At 69.4% G+C, this 15,972-nt stretch carries 16 protein-coding genes and 1 pseudogene; all 17 read right to left on the bottom strand.

The features are described from left to right. Nucleotides 1-24: 24 nt before the first annotated feature. A complete protein-coding gene (gene ruvB / locus L0C25_RS20125; RefSeq protein WP_271636864.1) occupies nucleotides 25-1,092 on the bottom strand; it encodes a Holliday junction branch migration DNA helicase RuvB in 1,068 nt (355 codons plus the stop codon). 23 nt (nucleotides 1,093-1,115) lie between these two features. Further along, nucleotides 1,116-1,721 (bottom strand): Holliday junction branch migration protein RuvA, encoded by a 606-nt coding sequence (ruvA, locus tag L0C25_RS20120; RefSeq protein ID WP_271633562.1) that lies wholly within the window; start codon nucleotides 1,719-1,721, stop codon nucleotides 1,116-1,118. Beyond that, nucleotides 1,718-2,245 carry a crossover junction endodeoxyribonuclease RuvC gene (ruvC, locus tag L0C25_RS20115; RefSeq protein WP_271633561.1) on the bottom strand — a complete coding sequence of 176 codons (528 nt, stop codon included), beginning with the start codon at nucleotides 2,243-2,245 and terminating at the stop codon, nucleotides 1,718-1,720. Before ruvC ends, ruvA begins: the two co-directional genes overlap by 4 nt. Before the next feature lie 232 nt (nucleotides 2,246-2,477). Further along, a complete protein-coding gene (locus L0C25_RS20110) occupies nucleotides 2,478-4,397 on the bottom strand; it encodes an acyl-CoA dehydrogenase family protein (protein WP_271633560.1) in 1,920 nt (639 codons plus the stop codon). Nucleotides 4,398-4,525: 128 nt separating this feature from the next. Further along, on the bottom strand, nucleotides 4,526-5,650 hold the full coding sequence (locus tag L0C25_RS20105) for a hypothetical protein (RefSeq protein WP_271633559.1): 1,125 nt from the start codon (nucleotides 5,648-5,650) through the stop codon (nucleotides 4,526-4,528). A gap of 65 nt (nucleotides 5,651-5,715) precedes the next feature. Continuing rightward, nucleotides 5,716-6,081: a VOC family protein gene (locus L0C25_RS20100; RefSeq protein ID WP_271633558.1), complete on the bottom strand. Its 366-nt coding sequence runs from the start codon at nucleotides 6,079-6,081 to the stop codon at nucleotides 5,716-5,718. Beyond that, complete coding sequence (locus L0C25_RS20095) at nucleotides 6,078-6,911, bottom strand: MerR family transcriptional regulator (protein ID WP_271633557.1); 834 nt, start codon at nucleotides 6,909-6,911, stop codon at nucleotides 6,078-6,080. The genes L0C25_RS20100 and L0C25_RS20095 overlap by 4 nt, the downstream gene beginning before the upstream one ends. A 100-nt stretch (nucleotides 6,912-7,011) precedes the next feature. Next, the gene (locus tag L0C25_RS20090) at nucleotides 7,012-7,773 is read right to left on the bottom strand and encodes a YebC/PmpR family DNA-binding transcriptional regulator (protein WP_271633556.1); all 762 of its coding nucleotides are present in this window, start codon (nucleotides 7,771-7,773) and stop codon (nucleotides 7,012-7,014) included. Nucleotides 7,774-7,825: 52 nt separating this feature from the next. Further along, nucleotides 7,826-8,411, bottom strand: a pseudogene (pdxT, locus tag L0C25_RS20085) (pyridoxal 5'-phosphate synthase glutaminase subunit PdxT). A gap of 209 nt (nucleotides 8,412-8,620) precedes the next feature. Further along, entirely contained in the window at nucleotides 8,621-9,193 is a 573-nt protein-coding gene (locus L0C25_RS20080; RefSeq protein ID WP_271633555.1) for a DUF6891 domain-containing protein, read from the bottom strand. A gap of 13 nt (nucleotides 9,194-9,206) precedes the next feature. After that, complete coding sequence (gene pdxS, locus L0C25_RS20075; RefSeq protein WP_271633554.1) at nucleotides 9,207-10,112, bottom strand: pyridoxal 5'-phosphate synthase lyase subunit PdxS; 906 nt, start codon at nucleotides 10,110-10,112, stop codon at nucleotides 9,207-9,209. Nucleotides 10,113-10,279: 167 nt separating this feature from the next. After that, entirely contained in the window at nucleotides 10,280-10,858 is a 579-nt protein-coding gene (locus L0C25_RS20070; protein WP_271633553.1) for a hypothetical protein, read from the bottom strand. Beyond that, on the bottom strand, nucleotides 10,855-11,961 hold the full coding sequence (locus L0C25_RS20065) for a glycosyltransferase family 4 protein (RefSeq protein ID WP_271633552.1): 1,107 nt from the start codon (nucleotides 11,959-11,961) through the stop codon (nucleotides 10,855-10,857). Before L0C25_RS20065 ends, L0C25_RS20070 begins: the two co-directional genes overlap by 4 nt. After that, nucleotides 11,958-12,824, bottom strand: coding sequence for a phosphatidylinositol mannoside acyltransferase (locus L0C25_RS20060; protein ID WP_271633551.1), 867 nt, complete (start codon nucleotides 12,822-12,824; stop codon nucleotides 11,958-11,960). The genes L0C25_RS20065 and L0C25_RS20060 overlap by 4 nt, the downstream gene beginning before the upstream one ends. Further along, the gene (gene pgsA, locus L0C25_RS20055; protein ID WP_271633550.1) at nucleotides 12,821-13,426 is read right to left on the bottom strand and encodes a phosphatidylinositol phosphate synthase; all 606 of its coding nucleotides are present in this window, start codon (nucleotides 13,424-13,426) and stop codon (nucleotides 12,821-12,823) included. The genes L0C25_RS20060 and pgsA overlap by 4 nt, the downstream gene beginning before the upstream one ends. Further along, nucleotides 13,419-13,994 carry an HIT family protein gene (locus tag L0C25_RS20050; RefSeq protein ID WP_271633549.1) on the bottom strand — a complete coding sequence of 192 codons (576 nt, stop codon included), beginning with the start codon at nucleotides 13,992-13,994 and terminating at the stop codon, nucleotides 13,419-13,421. The genes pgsA and L0C25_RS20050 overlap by 8 nt, the downstream gene beginning before the upstream one ends. After that, on the bottom strand, nucleotides 13,991-15,967 hold the full coding sequence (gene thrS, locus L0C25_RS20045; RefSeq protein ID WP_271633548.1) for a threonine--tRNA ligase: 1,977 nt from the start codon (nucleotides 15,965-15,967) through the stop codon (nucleotides 13,991-13,993). Before thrS ends, L0C25_RS20050 begins: the two co-directional genes overlap by 4 nt. Between the last annotated feature and the right edge of the window lie 5 nt (nucleotides 15,968-15,972).

Here is a 15,972-nt window from a genome sequence, read left to right as displayed (position 1 = left end):
GTCCCTCGCTCCGCGGCTCGCCGCTCAGTCGAGCGGGAGGGTGTCCGGCGCACCCGGCGCCGGCGCGGCGAGACCCAGATGCGACCAAGCGGCAGGGGTCGCGACCCGCCCCCGCGGCGTCCGTGCGAGGAACCCCATGCGTACCAGGAACGGCTCGGCAAGCTCCTCGACCGTCTCGCGCTCCTCGGCGACGGCGACCGCGAGCGTGGAGACGCCCACCGGTCCCCCGCCGAAGCTGCGGCACAGCGCGTGGAGCACGGCGCGGTCGAGCCGGTCGAGTCCGAGCCGGTCGACCTCGAACAGGTCGAGTGCGCGGTGCGCGATGTCCTCGTCGACCGTGCCGTCGGCGCGTACCTCTGCGTAGTCACGGACGCGGCGCAGCAGCCGGTTGGCGATCCGGGGCGTGCCCCGCGAGCGCGACGCGATCTCGAGCCCGCCGTCCTCGGTGACGTCGACTTCGAGCAGCCGCGCGGAGCGACGGACGATGCGATGCAGCTCGGCGGCCTCGTAGTACTCGAGCTGGGCCGTGAAGCCGAACCGGTCGCGCAGCGGCCCCGGCAGCAGACCCGCCCGCGTGGTCGCGCCGACGAGCGTGAACTGCGGGATCTCCAACGGGATGGCGGTGGCACCGGGGCCCTTGCCGATGACGACATCGACGCGGAAGTCCTCCATCGCCATGTACAGCAGCTCTTCGGCCGGCCTCGACATGCGATGGATCTCGTCGACGAAGAGCACATCGCCTTCGTTGATGCCCGACAGAATGGCCGCGAGATCGCCCGCGTGCTGGATGGCGGGACCGCTCGTCACCCGCAGCGGGGCCGACATCTCGCCCGAGATGATCATCGCGAGCGTGGTCTTGCCCAGGCCGGGCGGACCGGAGAGCAGTACGTGGTCGGGCGTACGCTCGCGACGCCTGGCCGCATGGAGCACGAGGGTGAGCTGCTCGCGTACGCGATCTTGGCCGACGAGCTCGTCCAGCGTCTTCGGCCGCAGCGCCGCCTCGAACGCACGCTCGTCGCCCTCGGCGTCGGGCTGGACCAGCGCGCGTGCCGTGTCGAGCGGCGGGTCTTCGGAGTGCGCGTCGTACGTCATGTTCTCCTCAGCGCTCGCCGATGTCATGCCTTCGACAGCGTACGCAACGCGCCGCGCAGCAGGGCAGGTACGTCGACGGTGTCGCCCTGCTCATCGGCGATCGGCGCGACGGCGACAACCGCCTTATCGGCCTCGCGGGCCGACCAGCCGAGGCCGATCAGCGCCTCGTGGACCTGGTCGCGCCAGGGGCTGTGTCCGGATGCGGGCATGGTCGCGGCCACCGACGCCGCCGGGCCGACGCGGTCCTTGAGCTCGAGCACGATGCGCTGTGCACCCTTGGCACCGATGCCCGGCACCGAGGTCAGCGTCTTGTGGTCGTCGCTCGCAACCGCGGTACGGATGTCGTCGGGGCTGAGCACCGCGATCATCGCCTGCGCGACCTTGGGGCCGATGCCGTTGGCGGTCTGGACGAGCTCGAACATGTCGCGCTCCTCGTCGTCGGCGAAGCCGTACAAGGTCAGGGAGTCCTCGCGTACGACCATCGACGTCGTCAGTGTCGCCTGCTCACCGCGGCGCACGCCCGCGATCGTGGTCGGCGTGGCGTGCACGAGCATGCCTACCCCACCCACCTCGATGACGACCGACGTCAGGTTGGTTGCGGCGACCCTGCCGGAGACGAAGGCGATCACGGTGTCCTCCTCGTGGACTGTGCGAGTACGGCGGCCTCGAGCCGCGAGGCGGCCTGGCCGCGCCAGACGTGGCAGATGGCGAGGGCCAGCGCATCGGCCGCGTCGGCCGGCTTCGGCGGTGCCCCCAGTCGCAGCAGGCGGGTGACCATGGCGGCAACCTGCGCCTTGTCGGCGCGACCGCTCCCCGTCACGGCGGCCTTCACCTCGCTCGGCGTGTGCAACGCGACCGGCAGGCCTCGACGGGCCGCCGCGGCCATGACGACGCCGCTGGCCTGCGCCGTGCCCATCACGGTACGTACGTTGTGCTGGCTGAACACCCGCTCGACCGCGACCGCGTCGGGGCTGTGCCGGTCGAGCCACGCCTCGAGCTCGGCCTCGATCGCGAGCAACCGCGCGGACACGTGCGCGTCGGCGGGCGTACGCGCGACGCCGAACTCCACCATCGACAGCGGGCGACCGATCGTACCGTCGACGACGCCGATGCCGCAGCGGGTCAAACCGGGGTCGATGCCGAGCACGCGCATCAGGCACCCCCGCCCGTACGCGCGGGCGCGCCAAAGCTCAGCGAACGCATGTTCGACAGGCTAACGGGACGCGTACGCCGGCTCACGGCGACGCGCCGGGAGGCGTGGGTTGCGGCGATACCAAGTTCACCTGGTATCGCTGCACTTCCCTGGGCGTCGACGCCTGGGGTCGTGGGCTATACCAAGTGAACTTGGTATCGCTGCAACCAGCGACGGCCCCGAAACGGCCGACTCAGCGGTAGCGGCGGGCGAGGTTCTCGGCCGCCGACGGGCCGGGGCTCCATTCGGAGATCCACGGCCCGGTGCCCTCCGAGCCGTCGATGACGCCGTCCTCGAGCCAGGTGACCTCTCCCGAGAGCACCGACTTCGCCAGCTTGACATCAAGCTCGTCGGCGTTGTCCCACAGCTGGTCGAACAGTGCGTCGACCCTTACCCGCGCCTGCTGACAGAAGACCTCGGCCAGTTGGTACGCCATGTCGGCGTGCGCCGGCTGCTCGGTCCGCAGGTTCTCCGCCCGCGCGCAGGACGCGGCCATCGCGAACAGCTCGGCGCCGATGTCGACGATGCGTCCGAGGAAGGCCTGCTTGTACTCGAGCTTGGCCTGCCACCTGCTCATCCCGTAGAACGTGTTGCGGGCGAGCTTGCGCGACGACCGCTCGACGTAGCGAAGGTGCTTCGCCAGCCGACCGAACTCGCCGTACGACGTCGGCACCGCGCCCTTGCCCGCGACCAGCTGCGGCAGCCATTTCGCGTAGAACCCGCTCGCCTTGGCGGCTGCCTTCGCCTTGGCCTGTAGGTCGGCGTCGGCCGATGCCAGGTCACCGGCGGCCGCGAGATGGGCGTCGACCGCCTCGCGGGCGATCAGCAGCCGCATGATCTCCGAGGAGCCCTCGAAGATCCGGTTGATCCGCAGATCGCGCAGGATCTGCTCGGCCGGCACGGCACGCTCGCCGCGCGCCGCCATCGAGTCGGCCGTCTCGTACCCGCGTCCACCGCGAACCTGGACGAGCTCGTCGGCCACCTGCCACGCCATCTCGCTCGACCACAGCTTCGCGAGCGCCGCTTCGATCCGGATGTCCTTCGTACCCGCGTCCGCGAGCCGGGTCGACAGGTCGAGCACCGACTCCATCGCGTACGTCGTCGCCGCGATGAACGACAGCTTCTGGGAAACGGCGCCGTGCTCGCCGACCGGTCGCCCCCACTGCACCCGCGCGTTCGACCACTCGCGCCCGATCTTCAGCGACCACTTCCCCGCCGCCGCGCACAGGGCCGGGATCGAGAGCCGCCCGGCGTTCAACGTGGTGAGCGCGATCTTGAGGCCCTGGCCCTCGCGTCCGAGACGGTTCTCGGCGGGTACGCGTACGTCGTGGAACCGGGTCACGCCGTTCTCGATGCCCTTCAGGCCCATGAACACGTTGCGGTTCTCGACCGTGATGCCGGGAGAGTCGGCCTCGACAACGAACGCCGAGATGCCGCCACGCTCGCCGTCGTGCTCGGGCACCCGCGCCATCACGACCAACAGGTCGGCGACGACACCGTTGGTGGTCCACAGCTTGACGCCGTCGAGCACGTACCCGTCGTCGGTCGGCGTTGCGGTCGCGGCCAGCCGGGCCGGGTCGGAGCCGACATCCGGCTCGGTCAGGAGGAACGCCGAGATGGCACCCGCGGCACACCGCGGCAGGAACTCCCGCTTCTGCTCGTCGGTGCCGAACATCTTGACCGGCTCGGGTACGCCGATCGACTGGTGCGCGGAGACGAGCGCGCCGATGCTGGGGTGTACGGAGCCGAGCAACATCAGCGCGCGCCCGTAGTAGTACATCGAGAGTCCGAGCCCGCCGTACGCGGTGGGGATCTTCATGCCGAACACGCCGATGGCCGCGAACTGCTTCACGTACTCGTCGGGGACGACCGAGTCCCGCTCGATGCGCAGGCCGTCCATCGAACGGCAGACGTCCTCCAACTCGACCAGGAACGCCTCACCCCGCTCGGCGTCGTCGGCCGGCACCTCCGGGTACGGGTGGATGAGGGACGCGTCGAAGCGGCCGAGATACAGCTCCTTGGCGAAGCTCGGCCGGGTCCACTCGGTCTCGCGCGCCTGCTCGGCCACCTCGCGGGCCTGTTCGGGACTCACCTGGGCTTGTTGGGTCGTCACGCTGGGCTCCAATCGCCGCCGTTACCAATCGAGCCGAAAGTAGCCCGACAACGATCGCGGCCGTGACCAGGACGGCTGGCTACTATCGGATCGGGTTGGTAACGATCAGCTCCGTCCACCCAGTGTTACTACGAAGTAGCCGTCAGCGGAACCCCTCGAGCCCGATCGCGCGGCCCGAACGTACGACTGGCGACCGTTCGACCCGTCGCGAGATCTACGCCGAGCGTTACGTCCGGCGACACGCCATGACGAGTGCGGACGAGCCGCCCGAACCGTACGCATCGACCTCCCGCCCGGCAACGGACCATCGACGTCCTCGACCGCCCGGCAGCCGCGACGACGAACGTGTGCGGGCCCGTCCACGCCGAGCTCCAGCCGAGCCGCTTCGCACGGAAACGCCTGACGACTCTCCCGTCGCTCATCCTGCGGAGTTCGATGCCGACCAGCTTCGTCGGCACGCCATCGCGCCACCTCCAGATGTCGCTCTGCAGGTAACGACCGTCCGGCGAGATCGAACGCGGCGCGAGTCCACGCATGCCTCGCCGCCAGATCACCTCGGTCGGCTTGTCGAGGCGAACCATGGCAAATCCGCCCTTCGCGGCGGGCTCATCGGTGAGCAGGCGATTGTGGCGTGCACTCGCCCACCAGCCGGCTCGCCGGACGACCGTCGACATCGAGTCAGGCTTCGGTCGCAGCCACGAAACCCATTCGCGCCCGCGCGCGCTCACGTCCACCAGGGCGCGGGCCCCGCGCATGTCGAGCACGTCGATCCGACGCGCGGTCCAGCGGGAGATCGTCTTGTCGCCCGGGATGGTACGAATGCTGAGCCGGTCGCGTCTGCGGCCGGACCTGACGACCGACGCGTGCCGACCCGATGGTGAGATCCAGTAGGCATCACGTTCGCCGAATTGCAGCCGCTTCGCGTAGCCCTTCCGCGGCACGTACCAGAGTCTTGCTCGGTACCCTTTTCGATCCCCACCGACGATGTACCCCTTCCGTGCCTTCCCGTGGATCCAGACATGCGGGTACGGCTTCAGCACGCGTACGCGCTTGCGGAACCTGCCGTCGCGGATCGTCGTGCCGACCAGGCGTGCCTGTGAGGTCGGCGCACCTTTCGCAAGCGTGCCCGGGTGGATGCGTACCGTCGTGGCCTGCCGGTCATCGGTGGCCTCTACCGCTTCAGCGGATGGCGTGAGCACGACGCTGGTCGCCGTCGTCGCGACGGCGAGCAGGACGGTGAGTGCGTGAGACATGTCGTGCCTTCCGTGGGCCTTGGAGGAGATGACCCGACGGGCCTGCCGGAAGGTTGCCGCGTGGCTCAGGGCGTCTGGGCGACGCAGAACTCGTTGCCCTCCGGGTCCTGCATGATCGTCCACGCGAAGTTCCACTCGCGCTTGTCATCGACGCGTTTGGCGCCGAGACCGATCAACCAGTTGACCTCGGCCTCGCTGTCGTCGGCGGCGAAGTCGATGTGTACCCGATTCTTCGCGACCTTCGACTCCGGCACGCGCGCGAACATCCACGCGTTGCTACCGCCCACCGCGTGATCTTCGGCCATGCCGATGGTGGCGAAGTCGCGGGTCGAGTGGCCGTCGAGCGGACGGTCGAGCGCCGCCGCCCAGAACCTGCCGACGGTCATCGCATCGTCGCAGTCGAAGGTCACTGCGGCCAGCTGAACGGTCATGTCACGATCTCCTCTGTGGTGATGACGGGCCAACAGATCTCGGTCCGGAATCTGCTCGGGTCGTCGGTGTCGCCGTAGCTGACGAGGTAGCGCTCGCGTACGGGAAGCCCCGACGGCTCGGCGTTGTCGGCGACCCACGCACCGAGCTTGCGGTACGAGTCGTCGATGTCGTCGTACGCGCCCGCGTGCACGAGCACGGCCACCGTTGCAGCCGGCACCTCTGCGTTGACAACGCCTTCCCGGCCGAGAGCGACCGGCTCGGCGATGGGCAGGAACGCCTCGACGTCGTCCGGCTCATCGGACGGGATCTCTGCCGGATACAGCGCGCCGGTCTCGGCGATCGGCGTCACGGCACCGTGGGCAACGGCCTCGGCGAGCATCGCGTACGCGCCTCCGAGGAACTCTGCGTACCCGTCGCAGGCGACGCGGCCGCGTACCGCGAGAGTGTGCTGGTGCGGCTCGTCGCGTACGAAGACCGGAGTGTGCGCCTGCGGCCGCTCGATTCCGTCCTGCAGGTCGGCCACGATCCGCTCGACACGGGTGAGCCGCTCGCGCATCACGTCCTCATGCGCGGCGAGCACCTTCGCCGTCACGTCAGGATCGCGCGCATGCAGCACCTCGCGTACCTCGTCGAGCGGCAGGTCGAGCGAGCGCAGCCGGTAGATCACGGCGGCGTCGATCAGCTGTGCCGAGTGGTACGCGCGATAGCCGGTGTGCGGATCGACCCGGCCGGGCACCAGAAGCCCCGACTCGTGGTACGCCCGCAGCGCCTTGATCGAGAGCATGCTCGCCCGGGAGAAGGCGCCGATCGGTAGCAGTCCGTTGCTCATGACGATGACTCTGGTGCCTCCCCCAGGGGGAGAGTCAAGCGGTCGCCGTCACGCGTCCTCGTCCATGCTCATCTCGGACGGCCTCGATGGGTCGCTCCCGTCAGCCGACCTGGGCCATGACCTCGTCGGAGGCGTCGAAGTTGGCAAAGACGTTCTGTACGTCATCGGAGTCCTCGAGCGCGTCGATCAGCCGCACCACCTTGCCGGCGGCCTCGGCATCGACCTCGACCGTCACCGTCGGTACGAACGACTGCTCGGCCGACTCGTAGTCGAGGCCGGCCTCCTGCAACGCCGTACGTACGGGGACGAGATCGGTCGGCTCGCTGATGATCTCGAAGCTCTCGCCCAGGTCGTTGACCTCCTCGGCGCCCGCGTCGAGGACGGCCATCAGGATGTCGTCCTCGTTGGTCTCGCCCGACTCCTGCTCACGGTTGACGATGACGACGCCCTTGCGGTTGAACATGTACGACACCGAACCCGGGTCGGCCATCGAGCCGCCGCCACGGGTCATCGCGGTGCGCACCTCCATCGCGGCGCGGTTCTTGTTGTCGGTGAGGCACTCGATCAGGAACGCGACGCCGGCCGGCCCGTAGCCCTCGTACATGATCGTCATGTAGTCGACGCCCGCGCCGTCGAGACCGCCACCGCGCTTGACCGCGCGATCGATGTTGTCGTTGGGGACCGACGACTTCTTCGCCTTCTGGATCGCGTCGTACAGGGTGGGGTTGCCGCCGGGATCGGATCCGCCCGTGCGCGCCGCGACCTCGATGTTCTTGATCAGCTTCGCGAACATCTTGCCGCGCCGTGCGTCGATCACGGCCTTCTTGTGCTTCGTAGTCGCCCACTTGGAGTGGCCTGACATGGCGCGATCCTTCCCTCTGCTCTTCGGGCCTGCTCAACCTTACCGGGCGGCTTCAGGCAGCCGCGCGTACCAGGTCGAGGAAGTAACGATGGATGCGGTCGTCGTGCGCGACCTCCGGGTGGAACGACGTCGCCAGCAGCGATCCTTGCCGCACGGCGACGATCGCGCCGGCGGCGTCGTCACCGGTGGGTACGCGGGCGAGCACGTCGACGTCGGGACCGGCGTCCTCGACCCAGGGTGCCCGGATGAACACCGCGTGCACCGGCGCCGCGAACACGTCGAACTTCGAGGTCGGTCTCGAACGAGTCGACCTGGCGGCCGAACGCGTTGCGGCGGACGGTGACATCGAGCCCGCCGAGGGTCTCCTGCCCCTCGATGCCGTCCCGGATGCGGTCGGCGAGCATGATCATCCCGGCACAGGTGCCGAAGGTGGGCATGCCCTCCGCGATGCGCTTGCTCAACGGCTCGAACAGGTCGAACGTACGGGCCAGCTTGTACATCGTGGTCGACTCCCCGCCCGGCAGGATGAACCCGTCGCAGCGGTCGAGCTCCTCCGGCCGGCGTACGGCGACCGCCTCGGCCCCGAGATCGGCGATGACCCGCAGGTGCTCGCGTACGTCACCTTGCAGGGAGAACACGCCGACGGTCAGCCGGGAACGGGAGGTCACGCGTCCAGCGTAGTTCCGGCGACGGTGTTCGCCCGCGGGTGGGACCGGTTTGCGACCGGGGCGTCCCCGGTCGCAACGGTTCGATACCGGGGCGTCCCCGGTCCACTAGGTAGAGACCTGGGCGTCCCCGATCGCAAACTGTGCGAGACCTGGGCGTCCCCGATCGCAAACGCGCCGGATCAGGCGCCGAGGCGGCGGTGCCAGTGCGCCGACACCTCGATGCGGCCCTCGTCGAAGTGGCCGTCGAGGGCCTCGGCGGCCAGCGCCGCGATCACCTCGTCGAGTATCCCGTCGCCTTCGGCGACATTCGCCGAGTCGGGATGCCATACGTTCAGCTCGAGCATGCCGTGGTCGACGGCGTGCCATACGTCGGGCGCGGTGAACCACACGATGCCGCGAGATGGCGCTGCGTCCTGCGCCCGCCGGTCGAGCTCCGCCTTGGCGGTCCAGTGATCCTCGATCGCCTGTAGTACGGGCAGCCCTGCCGTCTCCAGCGCGGCGAACACGCGCTGCAACCGGTCGTAGTCCGTGACCTCGGGCCACGCTTGCTGATCTGCCACCAGGTCTGCCCGCGCCTCGCCGATCAAGGTGGACGCACGGTGCTCGACCTCGGCCTCGCCCGCCTGACGTACCGCCTCGACGACCTCGGCGTGGATGCGCTCCGCCGAGTACGTGCCCGCGCGTACGACGACCCGCGCGAAGCCGCGCAGCTCGTCGTCGACCGTCAGCTTCGGAACGCTGCGAAATCCCATGCCCGGCGCCGCGTCACCAGCCGCGCTCGGCGAGCCGGTGTGGCTCGGGGATGTCGTCGACGTTGATGCCGACCATCGCCTCGCCGAGGCCGCGCGACACCTTGGCGATCACGTCGGGGTCGTCGTAGAACGTCGTCGCCTTGACGATCGCCTCGGCACGCTGCCCGGGGTTGCCGGACTTGAAGATGCCGGACCCGACGAACACACCCTCGGCGCCGAGCTGCATCATCATCGCGGCATCGGCAGGCGTCGCGATGCCGCCGGCGGTGAACAGCACCACCGGAAGCTTGCCCGCGGCAGCGACGTCCTTGACCAGCTCGTACGGCGCCTGGAGCTCCTTGGCGGCCACGTACAGCTCGTCCTCGGGAAGGCTCGACAGCTTGCCGATCTCCGCCCGGATCTGGCGCATGTGCATGGTGGCGTTCGATACGTCGCCGGTGCCGGCCTCGCCCTTCGAGCGGATCATCGCCGCACCCTCGGTGATGCGCCGCAGCGCCTCGCCGAGGTTCGTCGCGCCACAGACGAACGGCACGGTGAACTGCCACTTGTCGATGTGGTTGGCGTAGTCGGCCGGCGTCAGCACCTCGGACTCGTCGACGTAGTCGACGCCCAGCGACTGGAGCACCTGGGCCTCGACGAGGTGCCCGATGCGCGCCTTGGCCATCACCGGGATCGACACCGTCTCGATGATGCCGTCGATCAGGTCGGGGTCGCTCATCCGCGCCACGCCGCCCTGTGACCGGATGTCGGCCGGAACACGCTCGAGCGCCATCACCGCGACCGCACCGGCGTCCTCGGCGATCTTCGCCTGCTCGGCATCGACGACGTCCATGATGACGCCGCCCTTCAGCATCTCGGCCATGCCGCGCTTGACGCGCGAGGAGCCGACTGCGTGGGTGGGCTCGGGGTTGACGGTCACTGGTGTTCCTCGGTGTGCTCGCGGGACAGTTCGATCTGCTGTCCATCGTACGGTCACGGCGCCGGCATCCGTACGCGGAGGGCCCGCCCCCGTGGGCCGCACGTTCGCGCGCGACACGCCCGCATGTCGCCACCACAACGTGCGGCCCACGGGGCGGGTGGTTCGGGTCAGGCCGCGCGACCCGAGGCCGCCTGCCCGACGAGCCGGGTCAGGCCGTCGGGCGGCGCATCATCGAACTCGAACGGCTGCGGCCACGGCGCCCTTCCCGCCAACCGGCACAGGCGTACGACCGGGCGTCGCCGCATCGCCTGCGTACGCTCCACCAGGTCGTTGTGGAAGCGATGGGCGTACCGGACCCGCTCACACGAGGCGACCAGGTCGGCGAGCAGCTCACGGTGTGGCGCGTCGGCACGTTCCCACACGTCACCGGCCGCATCGGCCGGGCCGAGCACCGTGCGGAGCAACCGCGACAGCTCGCCCTCGGAGTCCTCGCGCTCGTCGCCGGGCGCCGCTCGGGCGTTGTCGGCGGCCTCCACGAGTACCAGCGTCGCGGCGGGATCGACGAGGCCCGATACGGCGAAGTCACGCACGGTCGACGAGCGGTCGATGAGCTGGCGGTCGAGCGATGCGTGCGCGGTGGTGAGCCTGATGTGCATCCTGTCGAGCCGTCCGGCGGTCCACGACAGGAAGACCGCCACCAGGCCGACGACGAGGATCGCGATCAGGACCCAGCTCAACACGGTCACGGTGCACCGCCCGTCCGCCCGACGACAGCGTCGTACACGCGCAGGATCGACCCGGTGACGACGCTCCAGTCGTACTTCCAGACCGCGTCGGTCGCGAGCTTCGCGCGCGACTCGGCCTCGGGGTCTGCCAATACGTCGAGCACCGTACGCGCGAGCGACGCCGCGTCACCGTTGCGGAACAGACGCCCGAGACGCCCCTGCTCGAGCACGGTCGCGAACGCCGGCAGATCGCTCGCCACGACGGGAGCGCCCGCCGCCATCGCCTCGATCAGGACGATTCCGAAGCTCTCGCCGCCGGTGTTCGGCGCGACGTACAGGTCGGCGCCGCGGAGCAGTGCCGCCTTCTCGTGATCATCGATCGGGCCCGCGAACCGGACGCGCTCAGCCAGCCGCCGAGGCAGACGGGCCCGCGCGTCTGCCTCGCGACCGACACCCGCGATGACGAGGCGTACGCGGTCGCACTCGGCGACGATCGCGTCCAGCGCCTCGACGAGCACCGTCAGGCCCTTCCGCGGCTCGTCGTAGCGCCCGAGGAAGACGATCGTCCGCACATCGGGCTCCGTCGACCGCGGCCCGGCGAACCGCTCCGCGTAGAGGCCGTTCGGGATGATGACGGCCTCGCCCCCGGTGTGCTCGTCGATGAACCGCTTCGCGTGCTCGGACACCGCGATCCGCGCGCTGATCTTCTCCAGCGCCGGACGCAGGACCGGCTCGGAGATCGCCATCGCGCGGAGTCTCGGCGTGGCGTTGTGGGTCGTCGCGACGACCGGACAGGTGGACATCCCGAGCGAGATCAGCGAGACACTCGGCACCGTCGGCTCGTGGATGTGGAGCACGTCGAAGTCACCCTCGCGCATCCACCGTCGCGTACGCCGCATCGCGACGGGGCCGAACGCCAGCCGCGCGACGGCGCCGTTGTAGCGCACCGGCACGGCCCGCCCGGCCGAGGTCACGTGACCAGGTATCGGCTTCTCGTCGTCTGCGGGAGCGAGCACCGACACCTCGTGACCGGAGGCGAGCAACGACTCGGTGAGGTCCTGCACGTGGTTCTGAACTCCGCCGGGCACGGCGAGCGAATACGGGCACACCATGCCGACCCTCATCGGCGCTCGACGTCCGCAGCGAAGACCCTCTGCAACATGTGCCAGTCGACCGGCCGGGCTTGGATCGCCGCGCTGAACGCGTCGGCGACGCCCTGCATCATTGTCGAGACGTCGGCTTCGGGAACCGGATCGTGCAGCCGCAACCTCATCAGCCCATCGTCGTACGTGCTGGTGATCGGGATCAACAACGACCCGGTGCGCCGGGCGAGCAACGCCGGACCCTGCGGTACGCGCGCGGGCGCGCCGAGCAGCTGCACCTCGATCCCGTTGCGCGAGAGGTCGCGGTCGGCGAGCAGGCAGACGAAGCCGCCCGCGTCGAGCCGATCGGCCAGCAGCGGTACGACCGGCGGGCCGCCGTTGATGGGGACGATCTCCATGCCGAGGCTCTCGCGGAAGTCGACGAAGTCCTGGTAGAGGCTCTCCGGCTGCAGCCGTTCGGCGACGGCCGTCAGCGGGATGCCCATCGCGCACGACCACGCCCCGGCGAGCTCCCAGTTGCCCATGTGCGGCAGCGCCCCGACGACACCTCGCCCGGCCCCGTGAGCGTCCCGCAGGAGGTGGAAGTTCTCGACCTCGACGCCCGTGAAGATGTCGTCACGCGTCCAGCGCGACAGCCGGAACACCTCGCCCCAGTAGCGCAGGTACGACCGCATCGCCCGACGCGACAGCTCGCGCATCGCCCTCTCGTCGGCCGCGATCGACGGCGCCACCGCGTGCGCGAGGTTGCTCTCGAGCCGGCGTACGCCCTTGCCGCGTCGACGCCAGATCTGGTCGGCGACCGCGTCGAGCGCCGGGCGTACGGCGGCCTCGGGCACGCGGCACGCGACGGTCCAGCCGAGCCGGTACGCCCAGTCGGTCCTCATCCGGCCAGGGCTTGGCGACGCACCATGATCATGCGCTGGACCACGGTGACGGCGCTCGCGACCGCCAGCACCCACAGGGCGATCGCCAGCAGGATCTGCAGGTCGAAGATGTCGGACAACCCCGTCATGACGAGGATCAGCACGAGCCGGTCGGAGCGCTCCGCGATGCCCCCCTTCGCCTCCATGCCGAGGCTTTCGGCCTTCGCGCGGGCGTACGACGTGACCGCACCCATTACGAGGCACCACAGCGCGACACAGGCGAGCACCTTGTCGTCGCCGCCCCAGGCGAACCAGAGCGTCAGCCCGCCGAACACCGCCGCGTCGCCGACCCGGTCGAGGGTCGAGTCGAGGAACGAGCCCCACACGCTGGTCTGGCCCGACGAGCGGGCCATGTAGCCGTCGATCAGGTCGGAGAACACGAACGCCGTGATGACGAGGACGCCGATCAGCAGCTCCCCCCGCGGGAAGAACCCGAGCGCGCCGCCGCAGACGCCCAGCGTGCCGACGAACGTCACGGTGTTGGGGCTGACGCCCATTCGCAGCAGCAGATCGGCGATCGGGCGGAAGACGCCGGTGAAGAACTGCCGGAAACGCTCAAGCATCGGGCCAGGCCTCCACCAGGATGTCGCGGGTCTGTGACAGTAGCTGCGGGATCACCTTCGTCTGCGCGGTGATCGTGATGAAGTTCGCGTCGCCGGACCACCGGGGTACGACGTGCTGGTGCAGGTGCTCGGACAACGAGCCTCCGGCGACGCCACCGAGGTTGAGCCCCACGTTGAACCCGTGTGGCGACGATGCCCGCTTGATCGCCCGGATCGCCTGCTGGGTAAGGGTCGTCAGCTCACGAGACTCGTCGTCGTCGAGGTCCTCGAGATCGGCGACGTGGCGGTACGGCAGCACCATCAGGTGTCCGGGGTTGTACGGGTGCAGGTTGAGCACCGCGTAGGTCGCCCGCCCTCGGTGGAGGACCAGGCCCTCGTCGTCGGGCAGCTTCGGGATGCGGCAGAACGGGCAGCCCTCGTCGGCACCGTCCTCCGACGCCCCCTTGATGTACGCCATCCGGTGCGGCGTCCAGAGGCGCTGCAGTCGGTCGGGCGTACCGATGCCCTCGCGATGCTCCAGATCGGGCTCGGGGGCATCGTCGGTCGGTGATGTCTGGTCGTCGCTCAAGCCGACGCCCGCTGCTCGACGGCCGTCGCGATCCGCTCGACCGCCTCGTCGACCGCGACCCCGTTGTCCTGCTCTCCGGAGAGGTATCGGAACGACACCGCGCCGGCGTCGACATCCTTGTCGCCGGCGATCAGCATGTACGGCACCTTCTGCAGCTGCGCGTTGCGGATCTTCTTCTGCATCCGGTCGTCCGACTCGTCGATCTCGACGCGGATGCCCCGCGTACGCAGCTTGGCGGCGACGTCATGCAGGTAGTCGACGTGCCGCTCGGCGATCGGGATGCCGACGACCTGCACGGGCGCGAGCCATGGCGGGAACGCGCCCGCATAGTGCTCGGTGAGCACACCGATGAACCGCTCGATCGACCCGAACTTGGCGGAGTGGATCATCACCGGCTGCTGGTGCGAGCCGTCGGCGGCGGTGTACTCGAGCCCGAACCGCTCTGGCTGGTTGAAGTCGTACTGGATCGTCGACAGCTGCCACGACCGCCCGATCGCGTCGCGACACTGCACCGAGATCTTCGGGCCGTAGTACGCGGCGCCGCCCGGGTCGGGGACGAGCTCGAGGCCGGTCTCCTTCGCGACGTCCTCGAGCACCTTCGTCGCGGCCGCCCACTGGTCGTCGGAGCCGATGAACTTGCCCTTGTCGTCACGAGTCGACAGCTCGAGGTAGAAGTCGTCGAGCCCGAAGTCCTTGAGCAACCCGAGTACGAAGTTGAGCAGATGCTTGATCTCGTCGGGCGCCTGCTCGGCGGTCACGTACGAGTGCGAGTCGTCCTGCGTCATGCCGCGCACTCGGGTCAGACCGTGTACGACGCCCGACTTCTCGTACCGGTAGACGGAGCCGAACTCGAACAGCCGCAGCGGCAGCTCGCGGTACGACCGCCCGCGTGACCGGTAGATCAGGTTGTGCATCGGGCAGTTCATCGCCTTGAGGCGGTAGTTGGCGCCCTCGAGCTCCATCGGCGGGTACATGCCGTGGTCGAAGTGCGACAGGTGCCCGGAGGTCTCGAACAGCCCCTCCTTGGTGATGTGCGGCGTACCGACGTACTCGAAGCCCTCTTCGATGTGCCGGCGGCGGACATAGTCCTCCATCTCGCGCTTCAGCACGCCACCCTTGGGGTGGAACACCGGCAGCCCGGAGCCCAGCTCGTCGGGGAAGCTGAACAGGTCGAGCTCTCGCCCGAGCTTGCGGTGGTCGCGCCGCTCGGCCTCCTCGAGGCGGTGCAGGTAGTCGGCGAGCGCGTCCTTGCTCGGCCAGGCGGTGCCGTAGATGCGCTGCAGCTGCACGTTCTTCTCGTCGCCACGCCAGTACGCAGCGGCGACTCGCATCAGCTTGAACGCCGGGATGCGCTTGGTGGTCGGCAGGTGCGGGCCACGGCACAGGTCGGTCCACGCGAGGGCGCCGTCGCGTCTGAGGTTGTCGTACATCGTGAGGCCGCCCTCACCGACCTCGACGCTGGCACCCTCCGCTGCTTCACCGGCGTTGCTCTTGAGCCCGATCAGCTCGAGCTTGTACGGCTCGTCGGCGAGCTCGCCGCGGGCGGCGTCGTCGGCGATCTCGCGGCGGGCGAACCTCTGGCCCTCCTTGATGATCTTGCGCATCTTCGTCTCGATGGCGGCAAGGTCGTCGGGGTGGAAGGGCTCGTCGACGTCGAAGTCGTAGTAGAACCCGTTCTCGACCGGCGGGCCGATGCCCAGCTTGGCGTCCGGGTAGAGGTCCTGGACGGCCTGCGCCATCACGTGCGCAGCGGAGTGACGCAGGATGTCCAGGCCGTCGGGACTGTCGATCGCGATGCCCTCGACGAGGTCGCCGTCCGCAAGCTCGTAGGACAGGTCGCGCAGGTCGTCGCCCACGCGGGCCGCGATGATGTCGGCGTCGTCGGCGAACAGCTCCCACGCCTTCGTGCCCGTCGTCACCGTGCGCTCGGCTCGCTCGGCGGCGGCGATCACGATGACGTTCAGCTCGGACACTGGTA

Origin of the sequence: Solicola gregarius (genome assembly GCF_025790165.1) — a bacterium.
In the GTDB taxonomy this organism is placed as follows: Bacteria; Actinomycetota; Actinomycetes; order Propionibacteriales; family Nocardioidaceae; genus Solicola; species Solicola gregarius.
This window is presented reverse-complemented; position numbering and strand designations above follow the sequence as displayed.